We start from the raw sequence: 14,120 nt of genomic DNA on the forward strand, positions 1-14,120 counted from the left end.
CGGTGACCGGCGCCCCGGACCCCGTGGGCGCGGCGGACGGACGGAAGGATCTCCATGTTCCAGGACAAGAGCCTCGAGGGCCGCACCGCGCTGGTGACCGGGGGGGCGAGCGGCATCGGGCTGGCCGCGGCCCGCGCGCTGGCGGGCGCCGGGGCGCGCGTGGTGGTGGCCGACGTCGACGAGGCCGGCGCGCAGCGGGTCGCCGGCGAGCTCGGCGGGCGGGCGTGGGCCGTGGACCTGCTCGACACCGCGGCGCTGGCCGGGCTGAGCCTGGAGGTGGACGTGCTCGTGAACAACGCCGGCATCCAGAAGGTCGCCCCGATCCAGGACTTCGACCCCGCGGACTTCCACCGGATCCTCGTGCTCATGCTCGAGAGCCCGTTCCTGCTGGTCCGGGCGGCCCTGCCGCACATGTACGACCGGGGCTGGGGGCGGGTCGTGAACATCTCGTCCGTGCACGGGCTGCGGGCCTCCCCGTACAAGAGCGCCTACGTCGCGGCCAAGCACGGCCTCGAGGGCCTGTCCAAGACCGTGGCCCTGGAGGGGGCGGCGCACGGGGTGACCAGCAACTGCGTCAACCCCGGCTACGTGCGCACCCCGCTGGTCGAGAAGCAGGTCGCCGACCAGGCCAGGGTGCACGGGATCCCCGAGTCCGAGGTCGTGGAGCGGATCATGCTCGGCGAGACGCCCGTGAAGAAGCTCGTGGACCCCGAGGACGTCGGCAGCCTCGTGGCGTGGCTGGCCGGGCCGCACGCCTCCATGGTCACCGGCGCGTCCTACACGATGGACGGCGGCTGGACGGCCCGCTGAGCGGGTCGGGGCCGCTCAGCGGTGGCCCAGCTCCCGGGAGAGCCGGTGGGCCTCCGTGAGCAGGGCCCGCCCCAGGAGCCCGCGGCGCTCCCCGGTGAAGCGGGGCTCGATCCCCGTGAGGCTCAGGGCGTAGACGGGCGCGCCGGTCGCGTCGAAGACCGCCGCGGCCATGCCCCAGCTGCCCTCCACGATCAGCCCCGGGTTCACCGCGAAGCCCTCCCGCCGCACGCCCTCCAGCAGCTCGCGGATCCGCTCGGGGGTGTGCAGCGGGCCCCACCCGGCCCGGGCCCCGGTGCCGGCGGCGAGGATCCGCTCCACCTCCGCGTCCGGCAGGTGGGCCAGGACCGCCAGGCCGGCCGAGGCCACCCCCAGCGGCAGCCGCAGGCCCTCGTAGAGCACGTGGGAGCGGATCGGGAACGCCCCCTCCACCCGCGCCAGGCACACCGTCTCGGGTCCCCGGCGGGCCGAGAGGAACGCGCTCTCCCCCGTGGCCTCGGCGAGCCGGCGCAGCGACGGCCCGGCCAGCTCCCGGATCGGGTAGCGGTGGGCCGCGACCGCGCCCAGCACGTAGAGCTCCGGGCCGAGCTGCCACGCCGTGCCGCCGGCCGGGCGGTCCACCAGTCCCTCCTCGGCCAGCCCCGCCAGGAGGCGGTGCACGGTGGGCCGCGTCAGCCCGGTCGCCGCCGCGAGCTCCGCCACGGTGCCGCCCTGCTCCCGCCCTGCGACGGCGCGCAGCAGCTGCGCCACGCGGTGGACCACCTGGGTGCCGGAGCCGGCCCCGACCTTTCCCGTCATGGACTCCACTATATGGACATTCGGGGGTCGGGTGGCCGGATGCTGAGGAACCTCCCCGGGATCCCGGTCTCCCGGTTGACCGGTATGTGGGGTGTTCCTAGATTGAGTCCTGGGTCACAGTTCACCGACAGGAGGGGACACGGGTGTCCAAGGTCATCGACAACGCCGCCGAGCTGCTGGCGGAGCACCTGCGGGACGGCATGACGCTCGCCGTCGGCGGGTTCGGGCTCAGCGGGATCCCGCGGGACCTCATCGAGGCGGTCCGCGCCTCCGGGGCCACCGGTCTCACGGTGGTCTCCAACAACATGGGCGTGGACGGCAAGGGCCTCGGGGTGCTGCTGGAGAACCACCAGGTGGCGAAGGTGCTCGCCTCCTACGTGGGCGAGAACAAGCTCTTCGCCCAGCAGTACCTGGACGGCGAGCTCGAGGTCGAGTTCAACCCGCAGGGCACGCTCGCCGAGCGGCTCCGGGCCGGCGGCGCGGGCATCCCCGCCTTCTACACGAGGACCGGGGTCGGCACCCTCGTGGCCGAGGGCAAGCCGCACGCCGAGTTCGACGGCGAGACCTACGTGCAGGAGCGCGGCATCGTCGCCGACATCGCCCTCGTGCACGCCCACACCGGGGACACCGACGGGAACCTCGTCTACCGCTACACCGCCCGCAACTTCAACCCGATCGTCGCGACCGCGGGGAAGCTCACCGTCGCGGAGGTCGAGCACCTCGTGCCGGTGGGCGAGATCCACCCGGACCACGTCGTGACCCCCGGCGTCTACGTCCAGCACGTCGTGCGGTACAGCGGCGCCCCCAAGGACATCGAGCAGCGCACCGTCCGCCCCCGCCCCGCCGCGGCCGGGCGGCCCTCCCCGCAGAACGGAGACCACGCATGAGCTGGACCCGCGACGAGATGGCGGCGATCGCCGCCCTGGAGCTCTCCGACGGCGACTACGTCAACCTCGGCATCGGCATCCCCACCCTGGTGGCCAACAACCTGCCCGAGGGCGTGAACGTGGTGCTGCAGTCCGAGAACGGCGTGCTCGGCATGGGCCCGTTCCCCTACGAGGGGGAGGAGGACCCGGACCTCATCAACGCCGGCAAGCAGACCGTCACGCTGCTGCCCGGGGCCTCGATCTTCGACTCCGCCACGTCCTTCGGGATGATCCGCGGCGGCCACGTCAAGACCGCGATCCTCGGGGCCATGCAGGTCTCCGGCTCGGGCGACCTCGCCAACTGGATGATCCCCGGCAAGATGGTCAAGGGCATGGGCGGGGCCATGGACCTCGTCGCGGGCACCCCGCGCGTCGTCGTGCTCACCGAGCACGTGACCAAGGACGGCTCCGCCAAGATCAGGACCGAGTGCGACCTCCCGCTCACCGGTGTGGGCGTGGTCGACCGCATCGTCACGGACCTGTGCGTCTTCGACGTCGAGGACGGCGGGCTCGTGCTGCGCAGCCTCGCCCCCGGCGTCACCGAGGACGAGGTCCGCGCGAGGACCGAGGCGTCCTTCCGCACCGAGCTGCAGGACGTCACCCCCGAGAGCGTCCCCACCGGGGCCGTTCCCACCGCACCAGGTGCTGCCGAGGAGAACCGATGAACACCCCGAACGACGTCGTCATCCTGTCCGGCGCCCGCACGCCCCAGGGCAAGATCCTGGGTCAGCTGGCGTCGCTCACCGCGGCCGAGCTGGGCGCCCACGCCATCACGTGCGCGCTCGAGCGCGCCGGGCTCGCCCCCGACCGGGTGGACTACGTGATCATGGGCCACGTCCTGCAGGCCGGGGCCGGTCAGAACCCCGCCCGCCAGGCGGCGGTCACCGCGGGCATCCCGCTCGGGGTGCCCGCCGAGACCGTCAACAAGGTCTGCCTCTCCGGGCTCGTGGCCATCACCAACGCCGCCCGGATGATCCGGGCCGGCGAGGCCGAGATCGTCGTGGCCGGCGGCCAGGAGTCCATGACCAACGCCCCGCACCTGGCCGCGGGCGTGCGGCAGGGCAAGAGCTACGGCGACCTGGCCCTCCAGGACGCCGTGGCCACGGACGGGCTCGTGGACGTCGCCGCCCGCGTCTCCATGGGCGCGCTCACCGAGTCCGGCAACGGCGAGCGGTCCATCTCCCGCGCGGAGCAGGACGAGGTCGCGGCGCTGAGCCACCGGCGCGCGGCCCGCGCCACCGCCGACGGCGTCCTCCGCGAGGAGATCGCCCCGGTGACGATCCCGCAGCGCAAGGGCGACCCGCTCGTGGTCGACGCCGACCAGGGCATCCGGCCGGACTCCACGGCCGAGTCCATGGGGAGGCTGCGACCGGCGTTCGCGCAGGACGGCACCATCACCGCCGGCAACTCCTCGCCGCTGTCCGACGGGGCGGCGGCCGTGGTGCTGACCAGCCGGGGATACGCCGAGCGCCACGGGCTGGAGCACCTCGCCGTCGTCGGGGCCCCCGGCCAGGTCGCCGGGCCCGACACCTCCCTGCACTCCCAGCCGTCCCGGGCCATCGAGGCCGCGGTCCGGAAGGCCGGCTGGTCCGTGCAGGACCTCGACTTCATCGAGATCAACGAGGCGTTCGCGTCCGTGCTGATCCAGTCCCTGCGGGACCTGGACTACCCGCTGGAGCGGGCCAACATCCACGGCGGCGCCGTGTCCCTCGGCCACCCGATCGGCGCCTCCGGGGCGCGCCTGGCCCTGCACGCGGCGCTCGAGCTCTCCCGCCGCGGCTCCGGCCGGGCCGCGGTCTCCCTCTGCGGCGGCGGCGGCCAGGGCGAGGCGCTGCTGCTCCACCGCGACTGACCCCGCCCGGTCCCCGCGACCCGCCCCCGCACCGCCCCCACCGCTGCGCGGAACCACGTCCGCCCCCGGTGACCACGAGCACCCGTGGTCACCGGGGTCCGGCGTGGTTCCCGCGCGCCCCCACCGCAGGAGATCCCGTCATGAGCACCGACATCCGTGAGCCCGCGATCGCCCGGGCCATGCGGCCCGTCAACTCGGTCGTCGAGAAGTACATCCCGTCCGCGCTGAACTTCGCGATCCTGCTGAGCGTCGCCGTGGGGGTCATGGCGCTGCTGCTCACCGACGCCGGGCCCGCCGACGTGCTGCGCGGCTGGGGCGAGGGGCTCGCCGGGCTGCTCGCCTTCATGACGCAGATGGCGCTGATCCTGCTGCTGGGCCACGCCCTCGCCAACACCCGGCCGGTGCGCCGGCTGCTCGGCGGCCTCGCCCGGGTGCCCCGCACGGCGCTGCAGGCCTACGTGTTCGTCTTCCTCGTGGCAGCGACCGCCTCCCTGATCACCTGGGGTCTCGGTCTCGTCGTCGGCGCCCTGCTCGCCCGCGACGTCGCCGCCGAGGGGGACCGCCGCGGCCTGGAGCTGAGCTTCCCCATGCTCGTGGCCTCCGGGTTCTCCGGCTTCGTGGTCTGGCACATGGGCTACTCCGGGTCCGGGCCGCTCACCGCGGCCACCCCCGGCTCCTTCATCGAGGAGCAGATCGGGCGCACCGTGCCCATCACCGAGACCACCTTCTCCGCCTGGAACATCACGGCCGCCGTGGTCACGGTCGTGCTGGTCGCCCTGGCCCTGTGGCTCGTCGCCCCGCGGGCCGTGGACCCCGCCCACCGGATGACCGCCGCCGCCCTCGCCGCGTCGGAGCAGACGGTCGGCGAGGACGAGGTCGCCACCCCCGCCGACCGGCTCGACGCCAGCAGGGTCCCCACCCTGGTCGTCGGGCTGGCCCTCGCCGGCTACCTGGTGCTGCACTTCGCCGAGGGCGGCACCGTGACGCTCGACATCGTGAACTGGATGTTCCTGGCCCTGATCTTCCTGATCGCCCGCAACGCCTTCGAGGTCATGGCCCTGATCAAGAACGCCGCCGCCAACGTCGGCGACATCCTTCTGCAGTTCCCGCTCTACGCCGGGATCATGGGGATGATGGCGGCGACCGGGCTGATCCAGGTGCTCTCCGACTCGATCGTGGCCGTCGCCTCGCCCCAGACGCTGGGGCTGCTCGCGTTCCTCTCCGCGGGCATCGTGAACTTCTTCGTCCCCTCGGGCGGCGGCCAGATCGCGATCCAGGCCCCGATCCTGCTCGACGCGGGGGCCCGGCTGGACGTGGACCCGGCCGTGATGATTATGGCCATCTCCTACGGCGACCAGTGGACCAACATGATCCAGCCGTTCTGGGCCCTGCCGCTGCTGGCCATCGCCGGGCTGAAGATCCGCGACATCCTGGGCTACACCACCGTGGTGCTCGTGGTCTCCGGCCTGGTCTTCGGGACGACCCTGCTGCTCGTCGGCGCGGGCTGAGCCCGCCTCACCGCACGCGCCGCAGCAGGGCCCGCCCGGCGGCGACGGCGGCGCCGCCGGCCAGCACCCAGGGCCCGGCGACGACGAGCGGGTCCAGCCACTGGTGGGAGAGGTCGGCGCGCCTCTGCCCGGTGCGGGAGGACAGCCCGTGCCGGGTGAGCTCGGAGCGCACCCCGGTCTCGGTGACCGGGTTGTCCGGGCGCAGGCTCGCGAAGGAGACGAGGTGGCTCTCCCAGGCGTCGATGCGGTCGGCGGCGAGCAGGATCAGCCAGTGCGCGGCCCGGGCCTCGCTGTACCTGCGGTAGGCGTGCCGGCGCAGCACCCCGGAGAGGCCCTTGGGCGGGCAGGAGGTGCCGAAGACGGGGGGAAGCTCCGCGTGCTCGATCGACCGCTCCCGCGGCCACCGCTCCTCCTGGCGCTCCGGGAACTCCCAGTGCGCCCCGGAGGCGCCGGGGTCGTAGCGCAGCTTCGGCACGGACGGGCGGTCGGCCGGGTCCAGGTCGGCGCCCCAGCCGGGAATGCGGGACCGCAGCTCCGCGCGGTCCACCGGGCGCCGGGCCTCGCCGGCGGTGTACGGGGTGGAGGTCATGGTCGCAGCGTCCTTCCTCAGGAGGTGCCCGGCACGATGAGCGGCTTGATGCAGCCGTCCAGCTTGGCGGAGAAGATGTGGTAGCCCTCGGCGATGTGCTCCAGGGGGATGCGGTGGGTCACGATGTCGCTGGGCTTCAAATAGCCGTGGCGGATGTGCTCGAACAGCCGCGGCCACTGCCGCTTCACGGGGCACTGGTTCATCCGCAGGGTCAGGCCCTTGTTCAGCGCGTCGCCGAACTTCACCGCGCTGAACATCGGCCCGTAGGCGCCCATCACCGACACCGTCCCGCCCTTGCGCACGGCGTCGATCGCCCAGTTCAGCGCGATCGGTGACCCGCCCTGCAGCTTGAGCTTGGCCGCGGTGACGTGCTGGGTGAAGTTCCCGTCCGCCTCGGCCCCCACGGCGTCGATCACCACGTCAGCCCCGAGGTGGTCGGTGGTGCGCTTGAGCTCCACCACGACGTCGTCGTGCTCGGCGAAGTTCACCGTCTCGGCGTGGGCGAACTGCCGGGCCTTCGCCAGCCGGTAGTCCAGGTGGTCGACCACGATCACCCGCCCCGCGCCCATCAGCCACGCCGACTTCGCCGCGTACAGCCCCACCGGCCCGGCGCCGAGCACCACCACGGTGTCGCCCTCGGCGATGTCGCCCAGCTGGGCTCCGAAGTAGCCGGTGGCCAGCGCGTCGGTGCACAGCACCGCGTCCTCCTCCTCCATCCAGTCCGGGATGACCGAGGGCCCCACGTCGGCGAAGGGCACCCGCACGAACTCGGCCTGACCGCCGTCGTAGCCCCCGCAGGTGTGGGAGTAGCCGTAGATCCCGCCCACCGCGGTGGCGTTGGGGTTCACGTTGTGGCAGTTGGAGTACAGGCCCCGGGCGCAGAACCAGCAGGAGCCGCAGTACACGTTGAACGGCACCATCACCCGGTCCCCAGGCTTCAACCGCTCCACCGACGGTCCGACCTCGTGGACCACCCCGACGAACTCGTGGCCGAAGGTCATCCCCACCCGGGTGTCGGGCATCATCCCGTGGTAGAGGTGCAGGTCGGATCCGCAGATCGCCGCCGTGGTCACCCGCACGATCGCGTCGTTGGGGTGCTCGATCCCCGGGACGTCCTTCTCCTCCACGCGCACCTTGTAGGGTCCGCGGTACACCATCGCCTTCATCAGGGCCGCCTCGATCGGTAAGCACACTGCTGATGGAGGCCAGCGTGGCACCGTCCCCCGGCGCGGTCAACCCCCGGTGCGGGACGGGGCCCGGGTGCTCAGTCCGCGCCGGCGGGGCCCGCCCGGCCGCCCCGGTCCGCCCCGGCGCCCACCGCACCGGCGAGATCGCCGCTCGCGGGCACTCGCGGGTGGAAGCGTCGGTCGAGCAGCGTGTTGGCCGCCCAGGCCAGCAGGTCGCGCTGGCGCACGGGCAGGTCCAGGCAGCCGTGCCGGTAGCCCTCGACCTCGAGCTCCCCGGCGGTCCCGCCGAGGGCGAGGTAGCGCACCCACAGCCGGCGCCCGCCGACGCCTGCGTCCTCGAGCGCCCGGTGCAGCCGGGCGGCCTGCTCCCGGCCCAGGATGTCCTCCATCGTCGTCCTCCCGTGCGGTGGGATGGGGCGGAGGAGGCGGTGCCGCGGCGGCGACCGGCTCCCGCTCCCACGGTAGGAAGACGCATCCCGGCGGGGCCACGGTTTTCGCAGAGGCACAGCATTGTGTCCGTGTGCGGTGCCGTCCCCGGCCGCGGATCCCGGTGGGATCCGCGGCCGGCTCAGGAGGTGACGGCCGCGCCGTAGAGCTCCTCGAAGCGGGCGCGGACCGCGCGGTAGTGCCCGGCCCGCTCCGGCACCGGCGCGCGCTCCGGGCCGTAGGGCGGACGGGCCCGCCCGACGCCCGGGGCGAGGGTCTCGAGGGCGAGCAGGGCCGTGCCGCGCAGCGTGGCGCGCTTGAACTCGGCCCGGGCCACGGGCTTGCCGAGGGTGTCGGCGAGGATCTGCATCAGCCCCGGCACGTCCTGGGACGCGCTGCCCGAGGCCACCACGCGCTGCACGCCGCCGGCGACGTCCTCGAGCTGGTCGGCCACGCGCGCGTAGGAGGCCGCCACGCCCTCCAGCACGCCGCGTGCCAGGTCCGCGCCGGTGGCCGCGGCGGTGACCTCGGCCAGCACCGCCCGGGCGCCGCCGGCCCAGCCGGTCGAGCGCTCGCCCGTGAAGAAGGGCAGCACCACCGGGGTGCCCTCGGCGACCTCCGCCTCGGCGACGTCCTGCAGCGTGGCGCCCTCCGGCAGCCGCACCGTGCTCCCGAGCCAGCCGATCGCCCGTCCGACGTCGTTGAGGGCCCCGCCCAGCAGGCAGCGCCGGGAGTCGACGCGGTAGCACCACAGCCCGCTGGGGACCCGCTCCGGGATCGCGTGCAGCAGCACGCGCGCGGCCCCCGAGGTGGCGGCGGAGACCACCAGGGTCGAGGCGTCGGCCCCGCCCGAGCCCAGGTTGGCGCTCAGCCCGTCGGCCACGGGTGCGAACCAGCGCGCGCCCTCGAGGGCGGGCCAGCGCCGGGCCGCGGAGCCGGCGACGTCCGGGACCGGCTCGTGCGGGTCGAGCACGGGGCTGAGCTGTCCGGGGGACAGGCCGCAGGACAGCAGCAGCTGCTCGTCCCACCGGCCCGTGCGCCGGTCCAGCAGGCCGGTCCAGGCCGCCGTGGCGGTCCCGGCGCACGCGGTGCCGAGCAGGCGCAGGTGCACGTACTCCCCGAGGGACATCCACCGCCGGGCCCGCTCCCACGTCCGCGGGTCCGTCTCGCGGATCCAGCGCAGCCGCGGGGCGAGGTAGGAGGTGTGCAGACGGGTGCCCGTGCGCTGGAGGACCGCGGACTCGTCGAGCTCCGCGCGCAGCGCCGCCAGATGCTCCGCGCACCGGGAGTCCGCGTAGGTGAAGCAGGGGGTCAGCGCCCGGCCGTCGGCGCCGACCCCCACGAGCGAGGACGCGAAGGTGTCCAGGGCCACCCCGGCCACCCGGCCGGCCAGTGCCGGGTCGGCCAGGACGAGGTCGAGGATCCTCGCCAGCTCCCCGGCGACCTGGTCGGGGTCGATCACGGAGGTGCCGTCGGCCCCGGTGGTGAACTCGTGCTCGATCTTGTGCCGGTAGCCGCGCACCGGGGTCCCCGTGGCGTCGTGCAGGCCGCCCCGGCTGCCCGTGGAGCCGACGTCGAGCGCCATCACGAGCGGGTCGACGGCCTCCGCCAGTCCCACGGAGAAGGAGGCGCCGTCGTCCGGCCGCGGGGGCGTGGCGTGCTGGCTCATGGGGGAGTCCTCCTTCGGGTCGGGTCGTGCCCCAGTGTAGGAGCGCACCCTGGCGACCACATGCTGAGACGGCAGTCCGGGAAGCGGGACGACGGCGCGGCGGCGCGTATTCTGGGCGGCGGCCCCACCGGCCCCCTCGTTTCAGGACCCGACCAAGGAGACGCAGCCGCGCCATGCCCCACCTCCGCTCCCGCACCTCGACCCACGGCCGGAACATGGCCGGCGCCCGCGCCCTGTGGCGGGCCACCGGCATGGGCGACGACGACTTCGGGAAGCCGATCGTCGCGATCGCCAACTCCTACACGCAGTTCGTGCCGGGCCACGTGCACCTCAAGGACATGGGCGACCTCGTGGCCTCCGCGATCCGGGAGGCGGGGGGCGTGGCCAAGGAGTTCAACACCATCGCGGTCGACGACGGCATCGCGATGGGCCACGACGGCATGCTCTACTCCCTGCCCTCCCGCGACATCATCGCGGACTCCGTGGAGTACATGGTCAACGCCCACCGGGCCGACGCCCTGGTGTGCATCTCCAACTGCGACAAGATCACCCCGGGCATGCTGCTGGCCGCGCTGCGGCTGAACATCCCGGTGGTCTTCGTCTCCGGCGGGCCCATGGAGTCCGGCGAGGCCGTCGAGGGCGTCGTGGAGCACCGCCTGGACCTGGTGGACGCCATGTCCATGGCCGTGGACGAGTCCGTCACCGACGAGCAGCTGGGCCAGATCGAGCGCAACGCCTGCCCCACCTGCGGGTCCTGCTCGGGCATGTTCACCGCCAACTCCATGAACTGCCTCACCGAGGCCCTGGGGCTGTCCCTGCCCGGCAACGGCACCACGCTGGCCACCCAGGTGGCCCGCAAGGAGCTGTTCCTCGAGGCCGGCCGCCGCGTGGTGGACCTGTGCTGCCGCTACTACGAGCAGGACGACGAGTCCGTGCTGCCGCGCAACATCGCCACGAAGGCCGCCTTCGAGAACGCCATGGCCCTGGACATCGCCATGGGCGGGTCCACCAACACCATCCTGCACATCCTCGCCGCCGCCCAGGAGGGCGAGGTCGACTTCACCCTCCCGGACATCGACGCCCTGTCCCGCCGGGTGCCGTGCCTGTGCAAGGTCGCCCCGAACTCCACGAGGTTCCACATCGAGCACGTCCACCGTGCCGGCGGGATCCCCGCGATCCTCGGCGAGCTGCGCCGCGCGGGGCTGCTCAACGAGGACGTGCACACCGTGCACGCCCCGGACCTGGCCACGTGGCTCGACGAGTGGGACATCCGCGGCGGCCGGTCCTCGGAGCGCGCCCGGAAGCTCTTCCACGCCGCCCCCGGCGGCGTGCGCACCACGCAGGCCTTCTCCACCGCCAACGAGTTCGAGTCCCTGGACACCGACGCCGCCGACGGCTGTATCCGCTCCGTGGAGCACGCCTACACGGCGGACGGCGGCCTGGCGATCCTCTACGGCAACATCGCCGAGGACGGGGCGGTGATCAAGACCGCCGGCATCGACGAGGAGCTCTTCCACTTCGTCGGCAGGGCGTTCGTGGTGGAGTCCCAGGACGAGGCCGTGTTCGAGATCCTCTCCAAGAACGTGCAGTCCGGCGACATCGTGGTCATCACCCACGAGGGGCCCAAGGGCGGGCCGGGGATGCAGGAGATGCTCTACCCCACCTCCTACCTCAAGGGCCTCGGCCTGGGCCGGGAGTGCGCGCTGATCACCGACGGCCGGTTCTCCGGAGGCACCTCCGGCCTCTCCATCGGGCACATCTCCCCGGAGGCCGCCGCCGGCGGCGCCGTGGGGCTCATCGAGAGCGGCGACGAGATCGAGATCGACGTCGCGCGGCGGGTGCTGCGGGTCAACGTCGACGACGCGACGCTCGCCGCCCGGCGCCAGGCCAGGGGGCCTGCGCCCTGGCACCCCACCAGGCCGCGGGAGCGGCAGGTCTCCAAGGCCCTGCGCGCCTACGCCTCCATGGTCACCTCCGCGGACAAGGGCGCAGTGCGCGTGATCTGACCCCGCCCACCGACTCCCCGAGGTCGCGGCCGGCCGTCGCCGGCCGCGACCTCGGCGTACGGGACGGGGACCGAGACGCCCGTCACTTCCACTAGAGTGTGCCGATGGCGTGCCCAACAGGGCGCTCCTGTCGTTCACGCGGCCCCGCAGACCCACGTCCGGGGCCGCGCCCGTCACAGTTCGGAGTTGGAATGGATCTCTTGACCGAGTTCGTGGGCACCCTGGGGACCTGGGTGTGGTACGTGGTGTTCGCCGTCCTCGTCGGGGTGGGCCTCTACCTGACCGTCCGCACCGGCGTGGTGCAGCTGCGGCTCATCCCGGAGATGTTCCGGGTGCTCGCCGACAAGCCCGGCATGGCCGAGGACGGCAAGAAGGGCATCTCCTCCTTCCGCGCGTTCACGGTCTCGGCCGCGGCCCGCGTCGGCACCGGGAACATCGCCGGCGTGGCCATCGCGATCAGCCTCGGCGGCCCCGGCGCCGTCTTCTGGATGTGGGTGATCGCCGGCATCGGCGCGGCCAGCGCCTTCGTGGAGTCCCTGCTCGGCCAGCTCTACAAGATCAAGGCCCCCGCCGGCTACGTGGGCGGACCGGCCTTCTACATGGAGCGCGGCATCGGCGCGCGGTGGATGGGGCTGCTCTTCGCGGTCGTCATCACCCTCACCTACGGCTTCGTGTTCAACTCCGTGCAGTCCAACTCCATCGTCGACGCCCTGGGCGGGTCCTTCGGCCTCGACATCACCGCCGTGGACACCCTCTGGTTCCGCATCCTGGTGGGCGCCGTGCTGGTCGGGCTCACCGCCGCGATCATCTTCGGCGGCATCCGGCGCATCTCCGCGGTCTCCGAGATCGTCGTCCCGGTCATGGCGGTGCTCTACATCGTCCTCGGCCTGCTCGTGGTGGTCCTGAACATCGGCGAGGTCCCGGCCGTGCTCGGCCAGATCCTGACGGGTGCCTTCGGCATCCGGGAGTTCGTCACCGGCGGCCTGATCGGCGTCATCATCCAGGGCATGAAGCGCGGGCTGTTCTCCAACGAGGCCGGCATGGGGTCGGCGCCCAACGCCGGGGCGACCGCCTCGATCTCCCACCCGGCCAAGCAGGGCTTCGTCCAGGCGCTGGGCGTGTACTTCGACACCTGGATCATCTGCTCGATCACCGCGTTCATCGTGCTGCTCTCGAACCCCGAGTTCGGCGGCCGGGAGGGCGCGTCCCTCACCCAGTCCGCGCTCGCCCTGCAGCTGGGCAACTGGGCGGTGCACTTCCTGACCGTGGCGATCTTCCTCTTCGCGTTCACCTCGGTGATCGGCAACTACTACTACGGCGAGTCCAACATCCGCTTCCTCAGCGGCTCGCGGGCCGTCATGGCCGGCTACCGCGTGCTGGTGCTGGTCTTCGTCTTCGCCGGTGCGGTGCTCGCGCTGGACCTCGTCTGGTCCCTCGCGGACCTGTTCATGGCCTTCATGGCCACGATCAACCTCGTGGCCCTGGTGCTGCTGGCCGGGGTGGCCGTGCGGGTGCTGAAGAACTACGAGGCCCAGCGCAAGCAGGGGCTGGAGCCGGTGTTCCACAGCGGCGACGTCCCCGGGCTGTCCGGGCTCGGGGCGTGGGACGGCACCGACGTGGTCACCACCCGCGCGTACTGGGACGAGCAGGCGGTCGAGCGGGCCCGCTGAGCCGGCGGGCCCGGCCGGTCCGCCGGGCCCGTCCGGCGCGGGCGCCCCGCGTGGTGCCGTCCGCGCCGGACGCTCTACAGTGACAGCATGGAATCTCGAACCCAGATGACCGCCGCGGAACTCCGACAGCTCCAGGCGCCGCTCAAGGACCGCTACCGGGCGGAGCCGGAGGCGGCCCGCACGCCCCTGCACTCCCACGGGGACTTCCGCGACCCCGGCCTGACCTGCACGGTGGACACCTGGGCGGGCCCCGTGCGCGGCGGCCCGCACGCCGCCACCGGCGGTGACGGCAGCGACGCCTGCTCCGGGGACATGCTCCTCGACGCGCTCGTGGCCTGCGCCGGGGTGACGCTGCGCAGCGTCGCCACCGCCATGGGCGTGGAGGTGCGCTCGGCCGAGCTGACCGCGGAGGGCATGTTCGACGCCCGCGGCACCCTGGGCGTCGACCGCTCCGTGCCCGTCGGCGTCCAGGACGTCGTGGTCACCGCCCGGGTGGACGCGGACCTCGACGACACCGCCCTGGAGCGCCTCGCGCGCGCCACGGAGCGGTACTGCGTGGTCAGCCAGAGCCTGAAGGCCGACGTGACGTTCGTGCTCGAGCGCGTGTAGCGACCGCCCCGCCGGACGTGCGACGGCCCCGGAAGCTCCAGGGTTCCGGGGCCGTCGCACGTGTCCCGGGGGC

Annotated in this window: 13 protein-coding genes; 8 read left to right on the forward strand and 5 right to left on the reverse strand. The window is 73.3% G+C overall.

Features of this window, described 5'->3' with window-relative positions; translation table 11 throughout:
* Nucleotides 1-54 precede the first annotated feature (54 nt).
* Nucleotides 55-810: a 3-hydroxybutyrate dehydrogenase gene (locus ACWCOM_RS08705; RefSeq protein ID WP_454548346.1), complete on the forward strand. Its 756-nt coding sequence runs from the start codon at nt 55-57 to the stop codon at nt 808-810.
* A 15-nt stretch (nt 811-825) separates the two neighbouring features.
* On the opposite strand, the gene ACWCOM_RS08710 is transcribed toward ACWCOM_RS08705, so the two are convergent.
* A complete protein-coding gene (locus ACWCOM_RS08710) occupies nt 826-1,605 on the reverse strand; it encodes an IclR family transcriptional regulator (protein ID WP_454548347.1) in 780 nt (259 codons plus the stop codon).
* A gap of 143 nt (nt 1,606-1,748) precedes the next feature.
* Between ACWCOM_RS08710 and ACWCOM_RS08715 the strand changes: the two genes are divergently transcribed.
* The 4 genes from ACWCOM_RS08715 to ACWCOM_RS08730 all read left to right on the forward strand — a co-directional run bounded on the left by ACWCOM_RS08715 (nt 1,749) and on the right by ACWCOM_RS08730 (nt 5,891).
* Complete coding sequence (locus tag ACWCOM_RS08715; RefSeq protein WP_454548348.1) at nt 1,749-2,492, forward strand: CoA transferase subunit A; 744 nt, start codon at nt 1,749-1,751, stop codon at nt 2,490-2,492.
* Entirely contained in the window at nt 2,489-3,196 is a 708-nt protein-coding gene (locus ACWCOM_RS08720; RefSeq protein ID WP_454548349.1) for a CoA transferase subunit B, read from the forward strand. The genes ACWCOM_RS08715 and ACWCOM_RS08720 overlap by 4 nt, the downstream gene beginning before the upstream one ends.
* On the forward strand, nt 3,193-4,383 hold the full coding sequence (locus ACWCOM_RS08725) for an acetyl-CoA C-acetyltransferase (protein ID WP_454548350.1): 1,191 nt from the start codon (nt 3,193-3,195) through the stop codon (nt 4,381-4,383). Before ACWCOM_RS08720 ends, ACWCOM_RS08725 begins: the two co-directional genes overlap by 4 nt.
* Nucleotides 4,384-4,523: 140 nt before the next feature.
* Nucleotides 4,524-5,891 carry a short-chain fatty acid transporter gene (locus ACWCOM_RS08730; protein WP_454548351.1) on the forward strand — a complete coding sequence of 456 codons (1,368 nt, stop codon included), beginning with the start codon at nt 4,524-4,526 and terminating at the stop codon, nt 5,889-5,891.
* 7 nt (nt 5,892-5,898) lie between these two features.
* Here the strand turns inward: ACWCOM_RS08730 and ACWCOM_RS08735 are convergent, their stop codons facing one another.
* The 4 genes from ACWCOM_RS08735 to ACWCOM_RS08750 form a co-directional block, all read right to left on the reverse strand.
* Nucleotides 5,899-6,480: a hypothetical protein gene (locus tag ACWCOM_RS08735; protein ID WP_454548352.1), complete on the reverse strand. Its 582-nt coding sequence runs from the start codon at nt 6,478-6,480 to the stop codon at nt 5,899-5,901.
* Between the two features lie 17 nt (nt 6,481-6,497).
* Nucleotides 6,498-7,646: a zinc-dependent alcohol dehydrogenase gene (locus tag ACWCOM_RS08740; protein ID WP_454548353.1), complete on the reverse strand. Its 1,149-nt coding sequence runs from the start codon at nt 7,644-7,646 to the stop codon at nt 6,498-6,500.
* A 98-nt stretch (nt 7,647-7,744) separates the two neighbouring features.
* Nucleotides 7,745-8,056, reverse strand: a complete 312-nt coding sequence (locus tag ACWCOM_RS08745) for a hypothetical protein (RefSeq protein WP_454548354.1) — start codon at nt 8,054-8,056, stop codon at nt 7,745-7,747.
* Between the two features lie 179 nt (nt 8,057-8,235).
* Entirely contained in the window at nt 8,236-9,762 is a 1,527-nt protein-coding gene (locus tag ACWCOM_RS08750) for a gluconokinase (RefSeq protein ID WP_454548355.1), read from the reverse strand.
* Nucleotides 9,763-9,935: 173 nt separating this feature from the next.
* On the opposite strand from ACWCOM_RS08750, the gene ilvD reads away from it, so the two are divergent.
* The 3 genes from ilvD (at nt 9,936) to ACWCOM_RS08765 (ending at nt 14,047) form a co-directional block, all read left to right on the forward strand.
* Nucleotides 9,936-11,768, forward strand: a complete 1,833-nt coding sequence (gene ilvD / locus ACWCOM_RS08755) for a dihydroxy-acid dehydratase (RefSeq protein ID WP_454548356.1) — start codon at nt 9,936-9,938, stop codon at nt 11,766-11,768.
* Between the two features lie 191 nt (nt 11,769-11,959).
* Nucleotides 11,960-13,438: an alanine/glycine:cation symporter family protein gene (locus ACWCOM_RS08760; RefSeq protein WP_454548357.1), complete on the forward strand. Its 1,479-nt coding sequence runs from the start codon at nt 11,960-11,962 to the stop codon at nt 13,436-13,438.
* Nucleotides 13,439-13,525: 87 nt separating this feature from the next.
* A complete protein-coding gene (locus tag ACWCOM_RS08765; protein ID WP_454548358.1) occupies nt 13,526-14,047 on the forward strand; it encodes an OsmC family protein in 522 nt (173 codons plus the stop codon).
* The last annotated feature ends 73 nt before the right edge of the window (nt 14,048-14,120 follow it).

The sequence above is a fragment of the Kocuria sp. KH4 genome (assembly GCF_053711175.1).

Coding starts and splice junctions, on each gene's coding strand:
- ACWCOM_RS08705 (WP_454548346.1), top strand. CDS start 55: ATGTTCCAGGACAAGAGCCTCGAGGGCCGCACCGCGCTGGTGACCGGG.
- ACWCOM_RS08760 (WP_454548357.1), top strand. CDS start 11,960: ATGGATCTCTTGACCGAGTTCGTGGGCACCCTGGGGACCTGGGTGTGG.
- ACWCOM_RS08710 (WP_454548347.1), bottom strand. CDS start 1,605: ATGACGGGAAAGGTCGGGGCCGGCTCCGGCACCCAGGTGGTCCACCGC.
- ACWCOM_RS08750 (WP_454548355.1), bottom strand. CDS start 9,762: ATGAGCCAGCACGCCACGCCCCCGCGGCCGGACGACGGCGCCTCCTTC.
- ACWCOM_RS08720 (WP_454548349.1), top strand. CDS start 2,489: ATGAGCTGGACCCGCGACGAGATGGCGGCGATCGCCGCCCTGGAGCTC.
- ACWCOM_RS08730 (WP_454548351.1), top strand. CDS start 4,524: ATGAGCACCGACATCCGTGAGCCCGCGATCGCCCGGGCCATGCGGCCC.
- ACWCOM_RS08740 (WP_454548353.1), bottom strand. CDS start 7,646: ATGAAGGCGATGGTGTACCGCGGACCCTACAAGGTGCGCGTGGAGGAG.
- ACWCOM_RS08765 (WP_454548358.1), top strand. CDS start 13,526: ATGGAATCTCGAACCCAGATGACCGCCGCGGAACTCCGACAGCTCCAG.
- ACWCOM_RS08735 (WP_454548352.1), bottom strand. CDS start 6,480: ATGACCTCCACCCCGTACACCGCCGGCGAGGCCCGGCGCCCGGTGGAC.
- ACWCOM_RS08745 (WP_454548354.1), bottom strand. CDS start 8,056: ATGGAGGACATCCTGGGCCGGGAGCAGGCCGCCCGGCTGCACCGGGCG.
- ACWCOM_RS08725 (WP_454548350.1), top strand. CDS start 3,193: ATGAACACCCCGAACGACGTCGTCATCCTGTCCGGCGCCCGCACGCCC.
- ilvD (WP_454548356.1), top strand. CDS start 9,936: ATGCCCCACCTCCGCTCCCGCACCTCGACCCACGGCCGGAACATGGCC.